The 18,719-nt window shown below is 66.5% G+C and carries 17 protein-coding genes; 9 read left to right on the forward strand and 8 right to left on the reverse strand.

Annotated elements, in window-relative coordinates; all coding sequences use genetic code 11:
- On the reverse strand, positions 1-405 hold the full coding sequence (locus tag EDF74_RS07310) for a hypothetical protein (protein ID WP_123729441.1): 405 nt from the start codon (positions 403-405) through the stop codon (positions 1-3).
- A 147-nt stretch (positions 406-552) separates the two neighbouring features.
- Here EDF74_RS07310 and EDF74_RS07315 point away from each other — a divergent pair, with 147 nt between their 5' ends.
- The gene (locus EDF74_RS07315) at positions 553-1,734 is read left to right on the forward strand and encodes a hypothetical protein (protein WP_123729442.1); all 1,182 of its coding nucleotides are present in this window, start codon (positions 553-555) and stop codon (positions 1,732-1,734) included.
- Positions 1,735-1,744: 10 nt separating this feature from the next.
- Here the strand turns inward: EDF74_RS07315 and EDF74_RS07320 are convergent, their stop codons facing one another.
- From EDF74_RS07320 to EDF74_RS18220, 4 genes are all read right to left on the reverse strand, one after another.
- Positions 1,745-2,152 carry a response regulator gene (locus tag EDF74_RS07320; RefSeq protein ID WP_123729443.1) on the reverse strand — a complete coding sequence of 136 codons (408 nt, stop codon included), beginning with the start codon at positions 2,150-2,152 and terminating at the stop codon, positions 1,745-1,747.
- Between the two features lie 116 nt (positions 2,153-2,268).
- Positions 2,269-2,919 carry a response regulator transcription factor gene (locus EDF74_RS07325; RefSeq protein WP_123729444.1) on the reverse strand — a complete coding sequence of 217 codons (651 nt, stop codon included), beginning with the start codon at positions 2,917-2,919 and terminating at the stop codon, positions 2,269-2,271.
- A 162-nt stretch (positions 2,920-3,081) separates the two neighbouring features.
- Complete coding sequence (locus EDF74_RS07330) at positions 3,082-3,462, reverse strand: helix-turn-helix domain-containing protein (RefSeq protein WP_184997115.1); 381 nt, start codon at positions 3,460-3,462, stop codon at positions 3,082-3,084.
- Positions 3,459-4,052 (reverse strand): hypothetical protein, encoded by a 594-nt coding sequence (locus tag EDF74_RS18220; RefSeq protein ID WP_184997117.1) that lies wholly within the window; start codon positions 4,050-4,052, stop codon positions 3,459-3,461. The genes EDF74_RS07330 and EDF74_RS18220 overlap by 4 nt, the downstream gene beginning before the upstream one ends.
- Positions 4,053-4,241: 189 nt before the next feature.
- Here EDF74_RS18220 and EDF74_RS07335 point away from each other — a divergent pair, with 189 nt between their 5' ends.
- From EDF74_RS07335 to EDF74_RS07345, 3 genes are all read left to right on the forward strand, one after another.
- Positions 4,242-5,927 carry a sensor histidine kinase gene (locus EDF74_RS07335; protein WP_123729446.1) on the forward strand — a complete coding sequence of 562 codons (1,686 nt, stop codon included), beginning with the start codon at positions 4,242-4,244 and terminating at the stop codon, positions 5,925-5,927.
- A 96-nt stretch (positions 5,928-6,023) separates the two neighbouring features.
- Positions 6,024-6,899: an acid phosphatase gene (locus tag EDF74_RS07340; protein WP_428999148.1), complete on the forward strand. Its 876-nt coding sequence runs from the start codon at positions 6,024-6,026 to the stop codon at positions 6,897-6,899.
- A 134-nt stretch (positions 6,900-7,033) separates the two neighbouring features.
- Positions 7,034-7,618 carry a fasciclin domain-containing protein gene (locus tag EDF74_RS07345; protein WP_123729751.1) on the forward strand — a complete coding sequence of 195 codons (585 nt, stop codon included), beginning with the start codon at positions 7,034-7,036 and terminating at the stop codon, positions 7,616-7,618.
- Positions 7,619-7,816: 198 nt separating this feature from the next.
- Here EDF74_RS07345 and EDF74_RS07350 read toward each other — a convergent pair whose 3' ends face one another.
- The 3 genes from EDF74_RS07350 to EDF74_RS07360 all read right to left on the reverse strand — a co-directional run bounded on the left by EDF74_RS07350 (position 7,817) and on the right by EDF74_RS07360 (position 14,138).
- The gene (locus EDF74_RS07350) at positions 7,817-8,680 is read right to left on the reverse strand and encodes an OmpA family protein (protein ID WP_123729448.1); all 864 of its coding nucleotides are present in this window, start codon (positions 8,678-8,680) and stop codon (positions 7,817-7,819) included.
- Between the two features lie 71 nt (positions 8,681-8,751).
- On the reverse strand, positions 8,752-12,921 hold the full coding sequence (locus EDF74_RS07355) for a YadA-like family protein (RefSeq protein ID WP_123729449.1): 4,170 nt from the start codon (positions 12,919-12,921) through the stop codon (positions 8,752-8,754).
- Positions 12,922-13,148: 227 nt separating this feature from the next.
- Positions 13,149-14,138, reverse strand: coding sequence for an AraC family transcriptional regulator (locus EDF74_RS07360; RefSeq protein WP_123729450.1), 990 nt, complete (start codon positions 14,136-14,138; stop codon positions 13,149-13,151).
- Positions 14,139-14,943: 805 nt separating this feature from the next.
- Here EDF74_RS07360 and EDF74_RS07365 point away from each other — a divergent pair.
- The 5 genes from EDF74_RS07365 to EDF74_RS07385 all read left to right on the forward strand — a co-directional run bounded on the left by EDF74_RS07365 (position 14,944) and on the right by EDF74_RS07385 (position 18,695).
- Entirely contained in the window at positions 14,944-15,132 is a 189-nt protein-coding gene (locus EDF74_RS07365) for a Flp family type IVb pilin (RefSeq protein ID WP_123729451.1), read from the forward strand.
- A gap of 100 nt (positions 15,133-15,232) precedes the next feature.
- Positions 15,233-15,775, forward strand: coding sequence for an A24 family peptidase (locus tag EDF74_RS07370; RefSeq protein WP_123729452.1), 543 nt, complete (start codon positions 15,233-15,235; stop codon positions 15,773-15,775).
- On the forward strand, positions 15,772-16,260 hold the full coding sequence (locus EDF74_RS07375; RefSeq protein WP_123729453.1) for a pilus assembly protein: 489 nt from the start codon (positions 15,772-15,774) through the stop codon (positions 16,258-16,260). The genes EDF74_RS07370 and EDF74_RS07375 overlap by 4 nt, the downstream gene beginning before the upstream one ends.
- Before the next feature lie 19 nt (positions 16,261-16,279).
- Entirely contained in the window at positions 16,280-17,311 is a 1,032-nt protein-coding gene (gene cpaB, locus EDF74_RS07380; protein WP_123729454.1) for a Flp pilus assembly protein CpaB, read from the forward strand.
- Positions 17,312-17,330: 19 nt separating this feature from the next.
- Positions 17,331-18,695, forward strand: a complete 1,365-nt coding sequence (locus tag EDF74_RS07385; RefSeq protein WP_123729455.1) for a type II and III secretion system protein family protein — start codon at positions 17,331-17,333, stop codon at positions 18,693-18,695.
- Positions 18,696-18,719: the final 24 nt, after the last annotated feature.

The raw sequence follows: 18,719 nt of genomic DNA on the forward strand, positions 1-18,719 counted from the left end.
TCATTTACGGTGCAGGAAGTAGCTGGCGATGCGGGTGATCGGGCCGCGCAGGATCAGATACGGCAGGAACCCCAGCACCACCGCGATGACGAACGCCTCGACCGGATACTTGAAGCCGCCGAACATGCGGAACTGGTAGATCACATCCATGCTGACCCCGAGCAGCAGAATGCGGGCAGTCGCGGTGACGCCTTCGCGCCAGGCGACCAGACGGTCACCGGCCGAGCTGTGCGCCATCAACCAGGCATAGGGCGCCTTGCCGGCCTTGGCGTCCTTGATGCCATCGATCAATGCTGCGATCAGCGCCATCGTCGGCTGCAGGAAGAAGCGGAAGGTCATGGGGCCGTCCGCGCGATCGATCATGTCGGTCCAGAAGCGCGTCAGAATATCGATCACCAGGAGCATGGGCGGGATCCTTGCGTCAGGGCTCCAGCTTGGGCGTCGCGCGTGCGCTGCACAATCGAGATTAGTACTGCATCGCCCCCAGTATTTTTACTGCGTTCAACGGCTTGGAATGCAGCGCTATGCTGCCTGCTTCCGATGTCGTGGGGCATGCCGACGATGCGATCGAGCCAGCACCACTATTCCCTCATGCGCGGCGGGCTGGTGCACCGTCTGCTGCAGGCAACCGGCGCACTGCATGGCCGTGCCCGGGTGTCGCTGTGGGTGGCCGGCATCCTGCTCGTCGTGTCGTTTGGTCCCATGCTGGTGCTGGCTGCGCGGGCCGGCACGCTATGGCCACAGCCACCCCGGATGGCCCTGCTCGGCGATTACGCCACTCTGGCCAGAGTGCTGCTTGCACTGCCCTTGCTGGTCATCGCGGCACCACGTTCGGACGCGTTGTTGCGCAATGCCTTTCGCCAGCTGACCCACAGCAGCCTGGTTCCGGCCCGGCGCCAGAAACGCATGGATGCCCTGCTCGCCAAGGTCCGACGTTGGCGCGATGGCTGGCTGCCCGAAGCGCTCTGTGTACTGATCGCATGGGCCCCGCTGTCGTTCGGGGGTGACAGCGTCAGCCTGCTGCCAGGGGTAGCGGACTGGCGCCTGGAGCACGGTGTCCTGACCGCGGCCGGCCACTGGTACGAGTGGGTCGCGGTGCCGCTGTTCCGCCTGGTGGCCCTGCTGTGGCTGTGGCGCTTCGTGCTCTGGACATGCGTGCTCTGGCGCCTGCCACGCAGCGGCCTGGTGCTGCACGCCGAGCATCCCGATGGGGCCGGTGGGCTGGCCTTCCTCGGCCTGGCGCAGGAACGCTTTGCGGTCCTCGCGTTGGCGGGCGGGCTCCTGCTGGCCGGGGCCTGTGTCAACCACGTGCAGTACCTGGGCAACAGCCTTTACGACCTGCGGCACCTGCTTGCCGGGTATGTCATCGCCGCCACCCTGTTCCTGCTCGCGCCGTTGCTGCTGCTGATGCCGACGATGATGCGGACCAAGCGCCACGCGCTGTACCACTTTGACGCGCTGGGCAATCGCGCCGCCGACCTGTTCGACCGGCGCTGGCCCTCGGCGCAGCCACCGGATGCGGGCAGCGGGTCCCTGCTCGATCATGGTGATGCCTCGGCGTTCGCGGATTTCAGCGGCGTCTACAAGGGGCTGGCGTCGATGTCGGTGCTGCCGATGACGCGCTGGAACGTGCTGTGGATCGCCCTGCACGCGATCCTTCCCCTGCTGCCGCTGGTGCTGTTGGCGATGTCGGTGGACGAACTGGCGCGCAAGCTGATCGGCATCCTGGTCTAGGCCAGCGCTGTCAGCGCCGACGCAGGCCGCGCAGCGAGCGCGATACGAACGCTTCGCCCTTTACGGCGGCCGCAACGGCCTGCAGCAGGTCATCGCCCGCATCGGATTTGAGCACATAGCTGCAGGCGCCCAAGGCCATCGCCTGGGACACCATCTGCGGTTCGGCGTGGACCGTGATGAACACCACGCCCAGCACCGGCCGCTGCAGCCGCAGTTGACGCGCGGCCTCCAGGCCGTTCAATTCCGGCATGCCGATGTCGGTCACCACGACGTCGGGCAGCATGCTCTGCGCCGCCTGCACGAGCGAGGCGCCGTCCTGGACCAATCCGATCACCTGGAACTGCTGGGCAAGCAGGCCGCGCAACTGGCGTCCCATCGCGCATCCGTCTTCGGCCAGCAGCACACGGACAGCATTCATCGCATTCGCCCGTTCGACGCCTGTTCCGATGGTGTGGGGCGGGCGCTACGGGAACAAGGGCAAAACAACCGGACACGGGCAAGTAAATCTACTTGCCCGTGTCCGGCGCGGCCTGTTCAGTGACGGATCAACCCTTCCAGCTCGGCCTTGCGGACCAGCTCCAGCGTGCCGTGCACACCCAGCTCCTGCATGATCGCGTACTTGTGCGATTCGATCGTGCGCACCGACACGCCCAGTTCGTAGGCGATCTGCTTGGAACGCAGGCCGCGGGCCACGTACTCCAGGATTCGCAGCTGCTTGTCGGTCAACACATACTGAGAGCGGCCGGACGCCACGATGGCGTTGGCGGCCAGCGTCGGGGTGACATAGGTCTGGCCTTCCATCACGCCATTGATCGCCCTTACCAGCTCGTCGCCGGCCGCGCTTTTGAGGATATAGCCGCGCGCACCTGCACGGATCGCCTCGGCAGCCATGCTCGATTCGTCATGCATGGTCAGGAACACGAACGGTGTCAGACACCCTTCGCTGCGGACCTGACGCATCACGTCGATGCCACTGAGGCCGGGCATGCTGATATCGGACACGACCACGTCCGGTGCCTCGCGATGCAGCGATGCCAGCAGTTCTTCACCCGACGACACCAGCACGATCGATTCGAAGCAGTCCATCAACAATCGTTCGATGCCCTGTGCGACCAGGATGTGGTCATCGGCCACGACAACTTTACGGAACGGCACAGCCACTGCCTGCGCGCATGAAACGCCCATCGCATTGCCTCCATTGGCGTCAATCATCCCCTGATTGAGTTGCAGATGCGGATCGATCCCATTGCCCCTGCAACGCGCCGAACATGCGCACATCGCCGTGATGGCGCCGTGATATTTCCCATGCGAAACAATGACATCGGACGTACTCGTTCAGTCCATTGTTCAGCGTCGCAGCGTGTCCCGCGGACATTCTCCAAAGACATTCCGGTACATGACCGAGAACCGCCCGAGATGGCCAAACCCCAACCGCAGGGCGATGTCCGTCACGCTCTGCCGTGCATCTGCCTGCAGCAGCGCACTGCGGACGCAATTGAGCCGGGCCAGCTGGTGCCAATGGCACGGGCCGTGTCCGTAAGCATCACGGAACAGGCGCTCGAGCTGGCGCTCTCCCACGCCCAGCGCCAGTGACAGGGCTCTGCTGTCGAACGGCCGATCCAGGTGGGCTTTGAGGTACTCCTCGGCACGCCGCACCACCCTGTCGCGGTGGCGCTCGAACCAGCTGCCGCCCGCACGCCGCGCCGGCCCCGCATCGGCGGCACTCACCGCATCGACGAACGCCCCAACAGCAGTGCCGACTGCGCGGCGACCTGCTCGGAGGTGACCACACCCGTCCAGCTGGCGGCCGCATCGAGTGCCTTGAACACCCCATAGCGCAACCCATAGGCCTCTGCTGGTGCCGCCGGGCGGCTGCACCAGCCGCTGCGTGGGAGCCGCAGTTCGCGCCCGATCCGCGCCACCGCTTCACGCTGCAGCACCTCGCGTGGAATCAGCAGCACGGCCCACTGCCAGCCACCGGGGCTCGGGCGCACATTGAGCTCGCTGTCCTCGGCGAACACCATCACCTGCCCGGCGGGAATCCAGCGCCCGTTGGCCCACATAGGCTGCTCGCAGGACACCGCCATCGCCAGCGCGACCAGCCCTTGGCCGAAGCTGCCGCTGGCGAAGATCGGCAGTGTGTAGGCACCGCTGTCCAGGCTGAATTCGGGAAACACCAAGCGCTGCAGGCAGGCCCGAAAATGCCCGGCCGCCAACAGCCGCTGCTCGAAGCGGGTATCACGCACCACACCCAGCAACGCATCGGCATCGAACCCATCCACGACAAAGCGACTGTACGGGGCCATCGGTTCGTCCATGCCAGCTCCTTGGGCAAGTCGGAAATCGGATAGCGTGCGGGAGGACAAGCTGTTTAGATCGACCCGATTGTGGGGCGGAAGCGACATCACGACAACCGGTCGCGCAGTATCCCCCACAAGCGTGAAGCGCATCACATCGAGACGCCTCCGCGGATCGACCCGAGCATACTCACGCCCGCCGAGGTCTACGTGCACGTCAATGCGACCGTAAAGCACATTGCTGCTGTCGATAGCACCACCGACCCGCCGGACGACACCGCCAACCCAGCCCCGTCCACACGCACCTCACCCGCGCTTCGCGTCACCCTCACGCTGGTGGCGCCGCTGCTGCTCGGCTGCCTGCTCGGGCAGCTGCTGCCGACCCTCGTCCAGATGCCCGGCTTCCGCCTGCACGTGCTGTGGATTCCAGGACCGTTGCTGCTCGGCTGGCTGTTGTTCACCCCGCGCGCGCAGTGGCGCGCCTGCATTCTTGCCGCCTGTGCGGGCACCGCGCTGGCCTTTGCCTTCGCCCCGTTTCTGGGCCTGACCCACCTGATCGCCAGCGCGGGCGAGTTCGCGCTGGTGATCGGTGTGGCATGGCTGGTGCTGCGTTGGCGTGGGGATCGTGCGCCGTTGGAGGGCTACCGCGATATCGGGCTGTTCGTGCTGGTCGGCTGTGTGGCACTGCCTGTGTGTGTGGCGCTCTGGCAGGCGGTCCTGCTGTCCGGCCATCGCACCGGCGCAGCGTCGGCTGCGATCGGTGCACTGTGGCTGTGCAGCGCGGTGAGCTATCTGCTCATCGTGCCCTGCGTGGTGAACGTCGCGCGCGTCCTGCAGACACCGGAACGGCGTGATGGATGGCAGTGGCGGACCGCGGTGATCGCGATACTGATGCTGGTGCTGCTGGGCCTGGTCTGGGGTATCGACTGGGCGGAGGGGGTCATCACGCCCCTGCTGGTCCTTGCGCCGATTCCGCTGCTGGTCTGGGCCTTGATCGTCCTGGGCGTTTCGGGTGCATCGGCCTGCATGCTCATCGTGGCCGTGCTCGGCATGCAGTTGAGCATGCAGGACATCGGTCCGTTCGCCCTCTGGACCACCGACCACAACCTGCTCACGGCCCAGGTCTGGACCCTCGGCACCGGCTGCGCCCTGTTGTTCCTCGGCGCCCTGTCGGAGCAGCGGCTGTCCAACCACCTCAAGCTGAAACAGGCGTATCGACGGCTCGGCGAAGTGACCGGACGCATGCTGGTGGTGCAGGAGGAAGAACGCACCCGGATCGCACGTGACCTGCACGACGACGTCAACCAGTCGCTGGCGGCGATCTCGATCTGCCTGAGCGCGCTGCGCAACCAGATACCCGAAACGGAGCGGCACCGTGTGATCGACCTGCAGGATCAGCTGCTGACCGTCTCCAACGACATCCGCTCCATCTCGCATGAACTGCATCCCAGCATCCTGCGCTTCACCGGCTTGGCCAGTGCACTGGATGCGTTCTGCATCAAGCGCAACGCCCGTGGCGCGCTGCGTGTCCGCTGCCGCATCGACGACCTGCCGCGGCTGCGCGACGACCAGGAACTGAGCCTGTTCCGGATCATGCAGGAGGCGGTCAACAACGTGGACAAGCATGCCCGTGCGCGCGCCGCGCAGATTCTGGTCACGGTGCGCGGCGAGCAGATGGTGCTGCGCGTGGATGACGATGGCATCGGCATGCCGCCAAGCCATGGCCCGGCAGCGCCCGGGCTGGGCATGATCAGCATGGAGGAGCGCGCGCGCCTGCTCGGCGGGACCCTGCAGGTCAGCGCCAGTCCGCTCGGCGGCACCCGTATCGAAGTGCGTTTTCCGCTGTCCGGTACCGTCCGTTCGATGCCGCCGCTGCGGAGCGCCGTGCACCAGTAAAGATACTGATGGGGACCACGTAGAAAGGCGGTTGTACGCGCGGGCCAGGGCCGACAGAGTGAGCCGACACCCCTGCGGAGCGCCCGTATGCACAGGATTGCCTTGCCCTCCTTCCGCCGCCACAGTGCGGTTGCACTGGTCGTGGCCGTCACGCTCGCCGGCTGCAGCACCACCCCGCCGCTGTCGACCGCACCCGCGCCGCCTCCGCCGACCGCCGCCCCCACGCCGGCGCCCGTTCCGGAACTGCGCCCTGGGGTGCCGGCCGGTTACCTGGGTCGCGCCCTGCCCGACAGCCTGGCACTGCTGCCGCCGCCGCCAGCCAAAGGCTCGCCCGCATTCGCCAACGATCAGGCCGTCCATCGCGCAGCGCAGCAACTGCGCAGATCACCGCGCTATGCGCTGGCCACTACCGATGCGGACCTTCGGTTCCCGCAGGTTGCCAACACGTTTTCCTGCGCGCTGGGGGTGCCGATCAGCCAACAGACCTCGCCGGCGCTCTATCTGCTGCTGCAGCGGACCCTGGTGGACGCCGGCCTGGCCACGTATGCGGCCAAGGACCATTACAAGCGCACCCGCCCCTTCGTGCTCTTCAAGGAAAACACCTGCGCGCCCGCCGATGAGGCGTCGCTGCGCACCGATGGTTCCTATCCTTCCGGCCACACCGCGATCAGCTGGGCCTGGGCACTGGTGCTGACCGAGCTGAGCCCGGGCCAGGCCGATGCGCTGCTCGCCCGCGGCCGCGCCTTCGGCGAGAACCGGCTGATCTGCAACGCGCACTGGCAGAGTGACGTGCTCGAAGGCCGTGCCGTGGCGGCAGGTGCCCTGGCGATGCTCCACGCCAATGCGGATTTCAATCGCGACATGGCGCTGGCCCGTGCGGAAATACAGGCGTTGCGCAGCAACAGCGTCGAGCCGACCGGCTGTGACGCCGAGAAGGCCGCGCTGGCGGTGAAGATTCCCGGGGTGCTGTAGCCGTCGCGCCGCCTCGACGCGATCCTCACCTGCGCCTGACGAAAAAATATAGTGCGGAGGTACTGCATCCGCCGGCCCACTCCCGCCGTAATTGAAGGTGCGTCATACCGGCGCATCCATTTGGGAGTTTGGTCATGAAGATCCAGTTTGCAGGCCTTGTACTGATCGGCTGTCTTGCTGCTACCGCATCCCCGCTCGTCTTCGCGCAGGCGCCCGCCCCCATGACGGGCGCGCAGCACAGCAACCCGATGGTGGGCGGCGCAGCGATGTATGCCAACAAGGACATCATCGACAACGCCGTCAATTCCAAGGACCACACTACCCTGGTGGCTGCGGTCAAAGCAGCCGGTCTGGTCGATACGCTCAAAGGCGCCGGCCCGTTCACCGTGTTCGCACCGACCAATGCAGCGTTCTCCGCCCTCCCCAAGGGCACGGTGGAAGGCTTGCTGAAGCCGGAGAAGAAAGCGGACCTGACCAAGATCCTGACCTATCACGTGGTGCCGGGCGCGGTCACCAGCACCGACCTGATGGCCAAGATCAAGCAGGGCGGCGGCAAAGCCAGCCTCACCACCGTCGAAGGTGAAGCGCTGACGGCCCGTGTGGTCGGCAAGGGCATCACTCTGACCGACAGCAAGGGCCAGGTGGCCAACGTCACCATTGCCGACGTGAAGCAGAGCAACGGCGTGATCCACGTGATCAACAAAGTGCTGATGCCGTAACAGGATACGGCGGCCGCAGCATGCCTGCGGCCGCCCCGGGTGGGAGGAAGAGATGACCTGGCGCGCCGTCTTCAGAACGATGACGGGGGAGACATCACGCTGTGCGAACGGCGCGCCAGGTCAAGACGGTTCCTCGCCGGCGCACGTTTGCGCCGACGGGGTATGCGGGAGTGTGGCCGTTTGTCATGACGCCGCGGTTCAGCGCGGCAGTGCCCTGCCCGACAGCTCCACGCGGCGGTTGGGTGCCAGGCAGACGATCAGGGCCTGGCGCTGCGCCTGCTCGCACTGCACCAGCGGGTCCGCTTTGCCGCGTCCTTCGGCAACGATGGCCGCTGCTGGCACGCCGCCAGCAATCAGTGCAGCCCGTACCGCCTCCGCGCGACGCTGGGACAGCACCAGGTTGTAACGGTCGCTGCCGATCCGATCTGTATAGCCGATCACCTGGATGGTCTGCACCCGGCTGGCATCCCGCACCTGCTGCAGCAGGGCCGTGACGTTGTCGCGCCCTTCGGATGTGAGCACGGCACTGTCGAAGGCGAACATCGCATCGGCGGACAGGCGCAGCGGCTCAGCCGGCATCGGCGCAGGTGCGGGAGGTGCGGGTGCGGGAGGTGCGGGTGGACGTGGCGGTTCAAGCACGGCCGCGCAGGCCTGCGGCTTCCAGTGCGCGGCCTGGGCGATGCCCTTGCGGTCGAACTCGACCTTGAACTGACAGGTGAAGTAGTCACCGCCCGGGCTACTGCGGAAGTTGAACAGGTAGTTCCATTCGCGAACACCCCACATGCCCTCGCCGAAGTGCGGTGTGCCCAGCAGGACATACAGCTGACGTTTGCTCATGCCACGTGCGAACAGGCGCAGGTTGTCGACGTCCACGAACAGTCCCTCCTTCAAGGTGGCGTTGCCCGGATCCGGGAAGTTGTCTGCGTCGGTTCCGGCGGTAGTGCCGGGCGATGCCGGACGCGGGTCGCCGTGACTGGCGCAGGCACTCATCAGCAGTGCGGCCAGGCTCAGCCCCAGCGACCGCATCAGCGGCTGGGCCGTGGATGTGGGTTGCGTGCACATGGTGTTCCCCCTGTAAGCGTTGTATGCGGGCCGCGAACCCGGTGCCGGCGGCTGACCGGCACCGGATGCGATCACCACTGGATGCCGGCACCTACCGCGACGCCACCCTCGCCGCGGCTGTTGGTAGAACCGCTGAACTTGTAGATCCAGCGCCCGCCCTCGGACACCCCCGAAATGCCCACCGCCACGCCGGATTCGCCGTTGAAGCTGCCTGCGGCAAGCGAGGCCATGCTGCGGCCAGCCTCATAGGGCTGCGGCAAGGCCGCCACTGCCATCGCCGAGGCGACGCCCGCCGAGGCTCGGTTGTCAGTCTTCTGCAGGTTCCGATCGAACGAATCCATGCGCTCGTCGGTGTAGGCCTTGGACCAGTCCAGGGTCTGCGCCATGCCGGTACGCAACTGATCCACGTTGACGGCATCGGTACCGGCGGTGCCGGCGGCGACATTGCGCACCGTGGTCGGGCCGGTGGCGGTGCTGCCCAGGGTCACACTGTTGAGGTTGGTGGTTCCATTGATGTTGCTGTCATAGCGGATCGTGCCCTGCTGCGACGCCTGCAGCTGGCGGACGTTGACCGCGTCGGTGGCCTGGCTGCCATCGGCGACGTTGGCGATCTGCCGCTCCGCGCCACTGCTGCCCACCGAGACCGTGTTGGCGCGGTCGGCCACCGAACCCGCCCCCAACGCGACGCTGTTGCTGCCCTGCGCGCTGGCACCGTTGCCCAGTGCCGTCGCGTTGTTGCCTGCGGCGCTGGCACCGGCGCCACCGGCCACGGCGTTGTCGCCGGTCGCTGCCGGCGCAGCCAGGGCCTGCGTGTTGTTGACCTGGAACATGCCGGACGTGCCGTTGTTGAGGTTGTTGATCTGCGTATCGGTGTAGGTCCTGGACTCGCTGATCGCGTAGTTCACGCCGTTCTGCAGCTGGCCGACGTTGACCGCGTCGTAGCGCTCCGAGCCATCGGCGACATGGGTGACCTTGCGCTCGGCCCCGATGCTGCCGACGGCCACTTCACCCACCGAGTTGCTGGCCCCGGCCTGGCCGTAGGCACCGGTGTAACCGGTCTGTGCCCCCACGCTCGCCACCGAACCGGCACCGAGCGCGACGCTGTTGTCCGCACTGGCATTGGCGCCGTCACCGATGGCCGCACTGCCGCTGCCCGCCGCGCTGGCCAGCGGCCCGATCGCGACACTGTCTGCTCCCCCTGCGCTGGCCGCCGCCTTGGTCGAGTTGATCTGCACGTACTGGCTGTTGCCGCCCGGCTGCATCTGGTCGATGCGGGTGTTGAGGGTGGTCAGCGAGGTATCCACCGCCGAGAACGCCACGGTGACGTCGCTGTAGTCGTTGGCGATCACGCTGCCATCGGTGGCGATCGAGGAGATGCGAAACGTCGGCGCGGTCCAGATGCCGGTGTTGCCGTCGACGTTGGTGGTGCCACCAAAGTAGCCGACCAGCGCGTTGTTGGTCTGGAACAGCTGGTTGCCGTTGATCGCCTCCAGACTGCCGGCCAGCACGCGGCCGTCGGCAAGATTGGCCAGCGTCACGGCCGCACCGCTGGCATCGCCGGCCAGGGTGATGGCATTGGTGGCGTTGCCACCGGCATCGGCGTCGTACTTCACCGCCAGCCGATCCACAGTGTCGGCCTGGTCGGCGACGTTGGCCAGCGAGGTGCTGACCGCATCGAAGGCACTCCCGACGTTATCGTAGCTTCCCGACGTGACCTGGCCATCAGTGGCCACGCTGTTGAGGGTGTACGTCGGCGCGGTGACCTGGCCATTGGCATCCAGTGCCGCGCCGCCACCAAGACGGGTGGCCACGGCCTGGTTCGCATTGAGCAGCTGTCCCAGGTTGACCGCGTCGGTCGCCTGGGTGCCAGCGGCGACGTTGACCACCTGGCGCTCTGCACCGACCGCGCCAACGGACACCGTGCCATCCCGGTCAGCCATCGCGCCGGCGCCGACGGCAATGCTGCTGGCCGCCACCGCCGTTGCCCCGGTGCCCACTGCGATGCTGTCCAGCCCGGTGGCGGCAGCGTCGGCTCCGATCGAATTCACCTTGAGGTAGCGGCTGCCTGCGCCGTTGCGGATGTCGGTGATCTGGGTGTTGAGGTTGACCAGCGAACCGTCGACGGCAGAGAAGGCATCGCTGGCGTTGTCGTACACACCCTGGGCGACCACGCCGCCCGTAGACACCGTGGAGATCTGGAAGCTCGGCGCGGTCCACGCACCGGTACCCGGGTCATAGGCGGTGGCACCCCCGAAGTAGTCGACGATCGCGCTGTTGGTATCGAACAACTGGGCGCCGTTGATCGCCTCGGTGCTGGTCGCATCGACCGCGCCGGTGGCAAGGTTGGCGATCGTGGTCGTCCCGGTGCCGCCACCGAGGGTGATGCGGCGGAAGTCCGCCGCGCCGGTGCCGTCGTCGTCATAGGTCACCGCCAGCGTGCCGACCGCGTCGATCTGCGAGATAGCACCCTGCAACTGAGCGACATTCACCGCATCGTTGGCCGCGCTGCCCGCAGCGACATTGCTGATCTGGCGTTCCCCGCCGGCGAAGCCGACCGACACTTCACCGGCCGACACCTGCGTGCCACTCAGGCCGAATGCGGTGTAGCTGGCCTGTGCACCCCGGTTGGCCGCCGAACGGTAGCCCAATGCCACGCTGTTGGCCTGGCTGGAGGTAGCCTCCGCGCCCAGGATGGTCTGGCCGTTGGCCGTGCCCAATGCACTGTCACCGACGATCACGGAATGACCCATGCGCGCTGCGTAGTCCGCGGTCGGTACGCCGGTTGGATCGGTCGCGTCGTTCAGGCCCGCTCCCGGGAAGGCCAGGTTGGCATCCTGCCCGGGCAGCTCGTGCCGCGCATTGGCACCGATCACGACCTCCTTGGACCCGTTGGCATACGCGCCATCACCCACCAGCACCTGATAGTCCTGTGCCGCATTGACCGCCCAGCAGTCCACGCTGGCGATGAGTGCGTTGACGCAGGTGTTCGACCAGGCCGGCGAGCCGTCCGGCAGCAGCAGCCCCAGCAGGCCATTCGGGTTGCCGTTGTTGATGTTGTGGATGTAGCTGTCGGAGGTGACGCCACCAATCAGGGTGAGGTGCGAGCTTCCGCCCGTGCTCGCATTGCCCAGACCATCGAGCAGCGTACCCACCGGCGTCAGGTTCACGGTCGGGATGCCCAGCACGTTGGTCACCGCATACGTCTGCATGACGTTGGCGCTGCTGACCGCCAGGTTGCCGTTGCGCACATAGCCATCGCCGCCCAGCAGCCCCTGCCCGGTCGGACCCACCAGCTGCGACAGCGAGCCGACCAGCCCGCCGGTACCGATGATCAGCCCGGCATTCGGGTCGGCCGGCGCCGGGGCCTTGGGGTGACCCGGCGGCAAGGAGGTCGGTGACGGAAGTACCGTACCGATGATCGGCGAGGTGATCGCGCCCACCGTGCTGCCGACGCCATCGAGCAAGCCGCCCACAGCGCCACCTACGCCATCGAGCAGGCCGCCCAGTGCGTTGCCCAGCCCATTGGGTGCCAGCGCCATTGAGCTGGTCTGCACTGCCGTGATGCCGGCATCGACAAGCTTGGGATTGCGGTCGGCGGCATCGACCACATGGCCGAGCGCATCCACACGCACGCGGCCGGCTACGTTGCCGGCCAGCGCTCCGTTTACTGCGTCAGGTGCATCCGGCGTGACGGTTGCGTCGGCGATGAGCGCCGCCGTCGCCTCCACATCGGCCGCCGCCAGGCGTGCCTGTGCGGCAACATCGACCTTGGTGGACAGGGCAGCCTTGAGCGCGGACGGCGACGCCGCAACGGCGACGTTCGCGTTTGTGCGGACCTCTGCACGCACCGCGGGTGCGGCAACGCGCGTTGGCGGCGCCGGTTGGCTGGCCGGCGGTGTGCCGAGCGTAAGATGGACGTTGGCATCGGCACTCAGCAGCGGCGCGGTGCCACGGTCCCGTGCGGCCACCGCCAGAGCAACCTCGGCGTCCAGCTTGACCGGCAACGGCGCGGTGTACTTCGCCGCCAGTGCCTGGAGATCAGTGAGCGTCTGGTTTTCTCCAGCCCATGCACTGCCTGTGCACAGCGCCAGCGACAAGCCCAGCGACAGGACCGACATCGGCACCTTCAGGTGCACCACCACCGGGCCCGCGGCCAGGCTGCCGCGCGCGGTGGCGATTTCGGAGACGACCACCAGGGCATTCAGCCGGTGGCTCCACACCAATCGAAAGATACGGTTCATCAGGTATTCCCCCGTGTACGAACGCGTTGAACATCACCGGTGCCTGAGGGCACGTGGATGTCATTACAGACGAGGGGTCAAACCGCGGGCACTTCATTCCGGCAGCACGAACGTGCGTTCCGGCAAGACGACGGGTAAAACCGGCAGCGGCATAGGCAATTCCGGCAGGTTGCCGAATATGTGCACGCCGCATCGGCGCGGTGCAGAAGTCAATCAAACGAAGACGATCAGGCCGGGCTGCCCATCTGCGCAGGCGCGCGCATCAAGGTATCTCTCGGCAATTCACCGAATACCCGACGGTAGTTGTCGGCAAAGCGCGAGAGGTCCCACAGGCCGCAGCTCAGTGCGATGGCCTTGACCGATTTCCGGCTTGAATCGGCCATGGATAGGCCACGGCACGCTGCGCACAGGCGAAGCATCGAGAGATAGCGGTTGGGCGAGGTTCCGAAAAGATCTTCGAACGCATAGCGCAGCGCCCGTTCGCTGACACCGGCCGCATCACAGATTTCATTCATATAGATATAACGACGCAGATTCAGCCGCATGAAATTCTCGGCCCGCTGCGCAATCAGATAGTGCGTCCGCCGGCCACGGCTGCAGACCGGGTGGTCATCGCCACCGGCGCCAAGCAGCGCTTGGATGTGGTCGTGCAGCAGCGTGTCCACGGCATCGGTGGCGAGCGGTTCCTGCTGCACGGTCAGGCAGTGGTGCAGTGCTGCATAGCGTTCCCGCAACCGGATACCGACAGGCCCGCCACCGGTCTGGAACAATGAGAGGCCCTGGCCGGAAGGCAGTGTATTGCGCAGGCTGAGCTCGGTGAGTTTGCGCTGCACGCGCTGCACCGGTGCCAGCAACAACGTCAGATGGGTGCCGGCACTGAGTGTGAACTCGCTGATGCCTTCCGGCAGTACGGTCAAGGCCATGCCTGCCGCCAGCGGCATTCCGTGGCACCAGCTGATGGCCTCGTCGGTGTCATGGATCAAGCCCAGCAGGCACCAGTCCTGGGGCAGCATGAAGCGGCCGCGGAAGTGGAAGCCGCTCGTTGCGGTGCAGAACAGCGCCTGGTCGTGGACCTGCGATTCGATCGACGCGCGCGGGCCGTTTCCGTCCAGCAGCACCATTTCCAGATCGCAGACACGCAGCACGCCGCTGAGCGTGGCCAGGTCGAATGCCCTCAGCCCGTTCTCGATCCGGTTGTCCACTACACCATCTACCATGACAGTGATGCCCCCTCTGGCCTGGATCCCCGGTGCCACTGCTGCACGCCTACCGGGTTCGCACTCCTGCGTTTCCTGTTGCGCCTTGTGTTGCAGCGCACCTGCCGCGACGATGTCCACCGGCATCGCCTTGGTAAATCAGCCGGCGCTGCCGATTAAGTCACTCCGCCAGGTTACCTCCCGGCTGCGCACGGGATTATCAATGCGCATTTTTGGCAAGTATGCCCGAACTGCACGCAGGATAAACAGAATCACGCTGGACGTCACAAATATGGCCCAGCACTGCGAAACCCAGCGTTTATGCGCCGCGCGAGCGCGTCAATTAAATGACATCACGCGGCCATCACATAATGTGCACCCGTGTTTCACTTTGCGGCAATTACATGGGTCCCTATCCATCGCAAGCACGCGGCATGGATATCTGCTCAAGTTGACGCGATGCCTGCCGATTTTGTGCATTGGATACCGTGTGATTCGCCGAGCATCCAGATCAGGACGCCCGGCTGCACCGAAGCGGTCATCACGACGTAGAGAAACAAAAGGGGGAACGCCATGGACAGCAACCTTCACCGCAACTGCCGTCACCGCCGATGCCGCGCATCGGCAACAGTGACCGCATTGTCCAACGCGATCTGCCACCAATGACGTCGACCGGGCGCTGCCCGGCCGACAGCGCAGGCCAGTAATGGCCGCACCACGCAGGACGCGTGGTCTGGATGGCAGTCCTGGCGGAGCCAGGCAACGCCATCGGTACAGGGGCTGTATCCGCCCGTTCGGGCTCTGATTGGGAAAGGGAGAAACCGTCATGAATGCATCCGTTCGCAAGTTCCTCGTGGAAGAAGATGGTGTGACCGCACTCGAGTACGGCCTGCTGGCCGCGGTGATCGCGGGCATTCTGGTAGCGGTGGGCAAAGACCAGATCACGGATTTCTTCGAGAATCTGTTCACCAAGCTGGGCGAAGTCGTCGACGACGCCACCGCGAAAGCCGCCTGATCCAGCGGTGTTGACTGCGAGCCTGTCGCCCGGTGCTGCCGCGGCGACAGCGCAGCGTGGGCCGGAACGTCGCACGACTGATTCGGGGGACTCAACGCATATGGAACTTCTTCCCCTGGTGGCACTGGTGCTGGGCGTACAGGTGGTGATCAACGACCTGTACGCCCGGCGCGTGTCCAACCGCGGGTTGCTGATTGCCTCGGCAGCAGCGCTGGTCGGGTTGGCCTGGCAGTGGCTTGGCGCCGCTCGGGGCTTCCCTGCCACGCATCTGATCGGCTTCGCGTTGGGCCTGCTGTCGCTGTTGCCGTTCTACGCGATCGGCTGGATGGGCGCGGGAGATGTGAAGTACTTCGCCGTGCTTGGGCTGCTGCTCGGGGCCGCGCCGTTGCTGCCGATCTGGATTGTCGCCAGCCTGCTCGCCGGTGCGCACGCGGTGTGCGTGATCGTGGGGCGTCGACTGGCGCCGCGCCTGGCGGGGCTGCCGCTTGTCGATGCAAACGGCCCGCTGACACGCCGGCTGCAGCCGGTCTTCGCGCAGTGGCGGCAGGCCCGCCAAGGGCGCGTCGGCATTCCGTACGCCGCCTACCTTGCACTTGCCAGCATGGGGTGGGTATTGCAGCAGTATCCGGGAGCTTTCAGATGAGAAGCGGCTTCCCGCACCCCGGAACCAAACGGCGGCAGCACGGCATCGCCACGCTCGAGTTCGCGCTGATGCTGTTGTTCGGTCTGTTGCCCTTGCTGCTGGTGATGTACTCCGGCGTGATGATCATGGCCGTGCAGCAGACCCTCTCGGCCGCTTCGGCGGAGGGCGCACGCGCCGCCTTCCGGCATGCGACGCCCACAGAGCGGCGCACCGCGGCCTGCCTGGCAGCGCGCCGCTCGATGCAGTGGCTGCTGACCTACTCCAGACAGGCGCCCAGCTGCACCACGCCGGGCGCCGCACCGATCAATGTCTCTTCCCCTGCCCCATGCGCGGACCTGCCCAGCGCGCAGTGCATCAGCGTGCAGGTGAGCTACGACTACCGCACGCACCCCTTCCTGCCGGGCACCGGGCGTGTGTATGGCTGGGTGATGCACACGCCCTTGCGCAGCACCGCCGTGTCGCAGCTGGATCTGGGCGGCAACTGATGATTCTCCGGAGAACCCCATGCTCAAGTTGACCCGCGTCGCCGCGGTACTGCTGATCGGACTGGCAGTGATCCTGGCGATCGTCGCCTTCGGGATCAGCCGCCGCGCCGCGCCGGTGCCGCCGGGGATCCCTGCCACGGCCAGTGCGCCGGCCCAGCCAGCCACCTGGCCGGTGGTCGAGGCCGCCGCCGCATTGCCGGCCGGACGCCCCATCGCGTCCAGCGATCTGCGTCTCACCGGCCACGCTGAACAACCGACCGGCGGCTACACATCGATCAATGCACTGATCGGCGCGGTCCCCACGCAGGACATCGCCATGGGGACCCGCATCACCACCGGCCAGATCGCCCAGGGCTTCTCACTGCGCCTGAACCCGGGCGAGCGTGCGCTGGCCGTGCCGGTCGATGAACTGGCCGCGGCCGGCAACCGCATCCAGCCGGGCGACTTCGTGGACGTATTCCTCAACCTGCGCGCCTCCGGCGGACTGCGCAACGACGGAGACGCCCAGACGCGGTTGTTGTTGTCGCGCCTGCGCGTGCTCAGCTATGGCGCGCACGATCTGCAGACCGCGACCGACCTTGCCACCGATGGCAGCCAGGCGACCACGGACAGCCGCGCGCAGGACATCACCGGCGGTGGGCGCACCAGCAGTTCGCGCAGCGACACGGCCACAGCCCCGGCACGCAGCGCCGTGCTGGCGGTGCCGGTCGCCGAGGCGAACAGGCTGCTGCTCGGCGCGCAGCAGGGAAAGCTGTTCCTGGCCCTGCGCAACCCCGCCGATATCGGCCTGCCTGACCCGTCCTTGTACCCCGCGCCAGGGCGCGTGCTCAGTCCGCGCCGGGAACTGTCCGCCGAGGAACGCCTGGCGCTGCAGCGACCCGAGAACGACGCCTATGCGGGGCTGGATACCGACGCACTGGCCGGACGCGGCCGCAGCAGTGTGGCGGCGCTGCCCGGTCCATCCAGCACGCCGCGCCGGGCATCACCGCGAGCGGATCGCGGCATCGAAATCATCCGTGGCGATGTTTCCTCCCACAGCGGGTCGCGTTGAGCCCATGCCGAGACAGCCCATGACCGAACGCCTCACCTCCGCACGCCGCCTTCGCCACGCCCTGCCACGCTGCCTGCTGCTGGCCATGTTGATCGGCAGCCCGTTGCTGGCCAGCGCCGATGCCGAGCTGGTGCTGCAGACGCGCGAGCAGCGTCCGTGGTCATTGCCCGCCAACCTGGAGCGGGTGGCGATTGCCGACCCCAGCGTGGCCGACGTGGTCATGCTGCGCGGCCGCGAGGCCCTGCTGGTCGGCAAAGCGCCGGGCAGCACTACGCTGCTGCTGTGGCGCAACGGTAACCGCGAGCCGGAGCGGCTGCAGATCGAGGTACGCAGCGCGGTACAGGGCGCGTTGACCGCACAGGGCGGCGGCACCGGGCTGCTCGTGCAGGATGGCCAGGGCCTGCTGCAGGGCCTGAGTCCGTCACTGCTGGATCACCAGAACAGCATCAAAGCCGCGGCGATGGCGGTGGGCAAGGAAGGTCAGCTGGCCGACATCTCGACCATCGCCAGCGGCGGCGTGGTCCAGGTGGAGGTGAAGATCGTGGAGTTCAACAAGTCGGTGCTGCGCCAGATCGGCATGAGCTTCGGCAACAAGAACTTCAACCGCAACAACGGCTTCTATTACGGCATCACCCGCCCGGGCGCGACCCTGCCCGGCGTGCTGCCGGCCGGAGAGTCGGCAGGTGATGACCTGATCGTCACCAACCCGCTCTCCTCCGCATTCGGGCTGGTGTTCAAATCCCTCACCCACGGGTGGGATGCCAACATCGAACTGCTGCAGAGCAACGGCATGGCCCGCGTGCTGGCCGAACCGACCCTGGTCGCGCTCTCCGGGCAGAGCGCGAGCTTCCTCGCCGGTGGCGAACTCCCGATCCTGGAACCGCAGGGACTGGGCACCACCACGGTGACCTTCAAACCATTCGGCATCGGCCTTACCGTGACCCCCACCGTGCTCGGACCCAATCGCATCGCGCTGAAAGTCGCCCCGGAAGCGAGCGATCTGAACTATGCCGCCGGCATCACCTACAACGATGTGCAGGTGCCATCGATCACCACGCGCCGCGCGGATACCACCGTGGAGCTTGGCGATGGTGAGACCTTCGTGATCGGCGGCCTGGTCAGCAACAACGTCTCGTCCAACGTGGACAAGGTGCCGCTGCTCGGCGATCTTCCGATCATCGGCTCGTTCTTCCGCACGCTCAATTACAAGAAAGAGGAAAAAGAACTCGTCATCATCGTCACGCCACGGCTGGTGCAGCCGCTGGCCCAGGGCACGGAAGTTCCGTTGCCGGGTCAGCGCGAGGCATCGCCGAACCTGCCGGTCTGGGGCGCCTGGCTGTTGAGCCCGGCCTCTTCGGACCAGCTGCCCGGGTTCTCGCGCTGAACCCGATGCCAGGAACCCGCCCGT

The sequence above is a fragment of the Stenotrophomonas rhizophila genome (assembly GCF_003751305.1).
Lineage (GTDB): Bacteria > Pseudomonadota > Gammaproteobacteria > Xanthomonadales > Xanthomonadaceae > Stenotrophomonas > Stenotrophomonas rhizophila_B.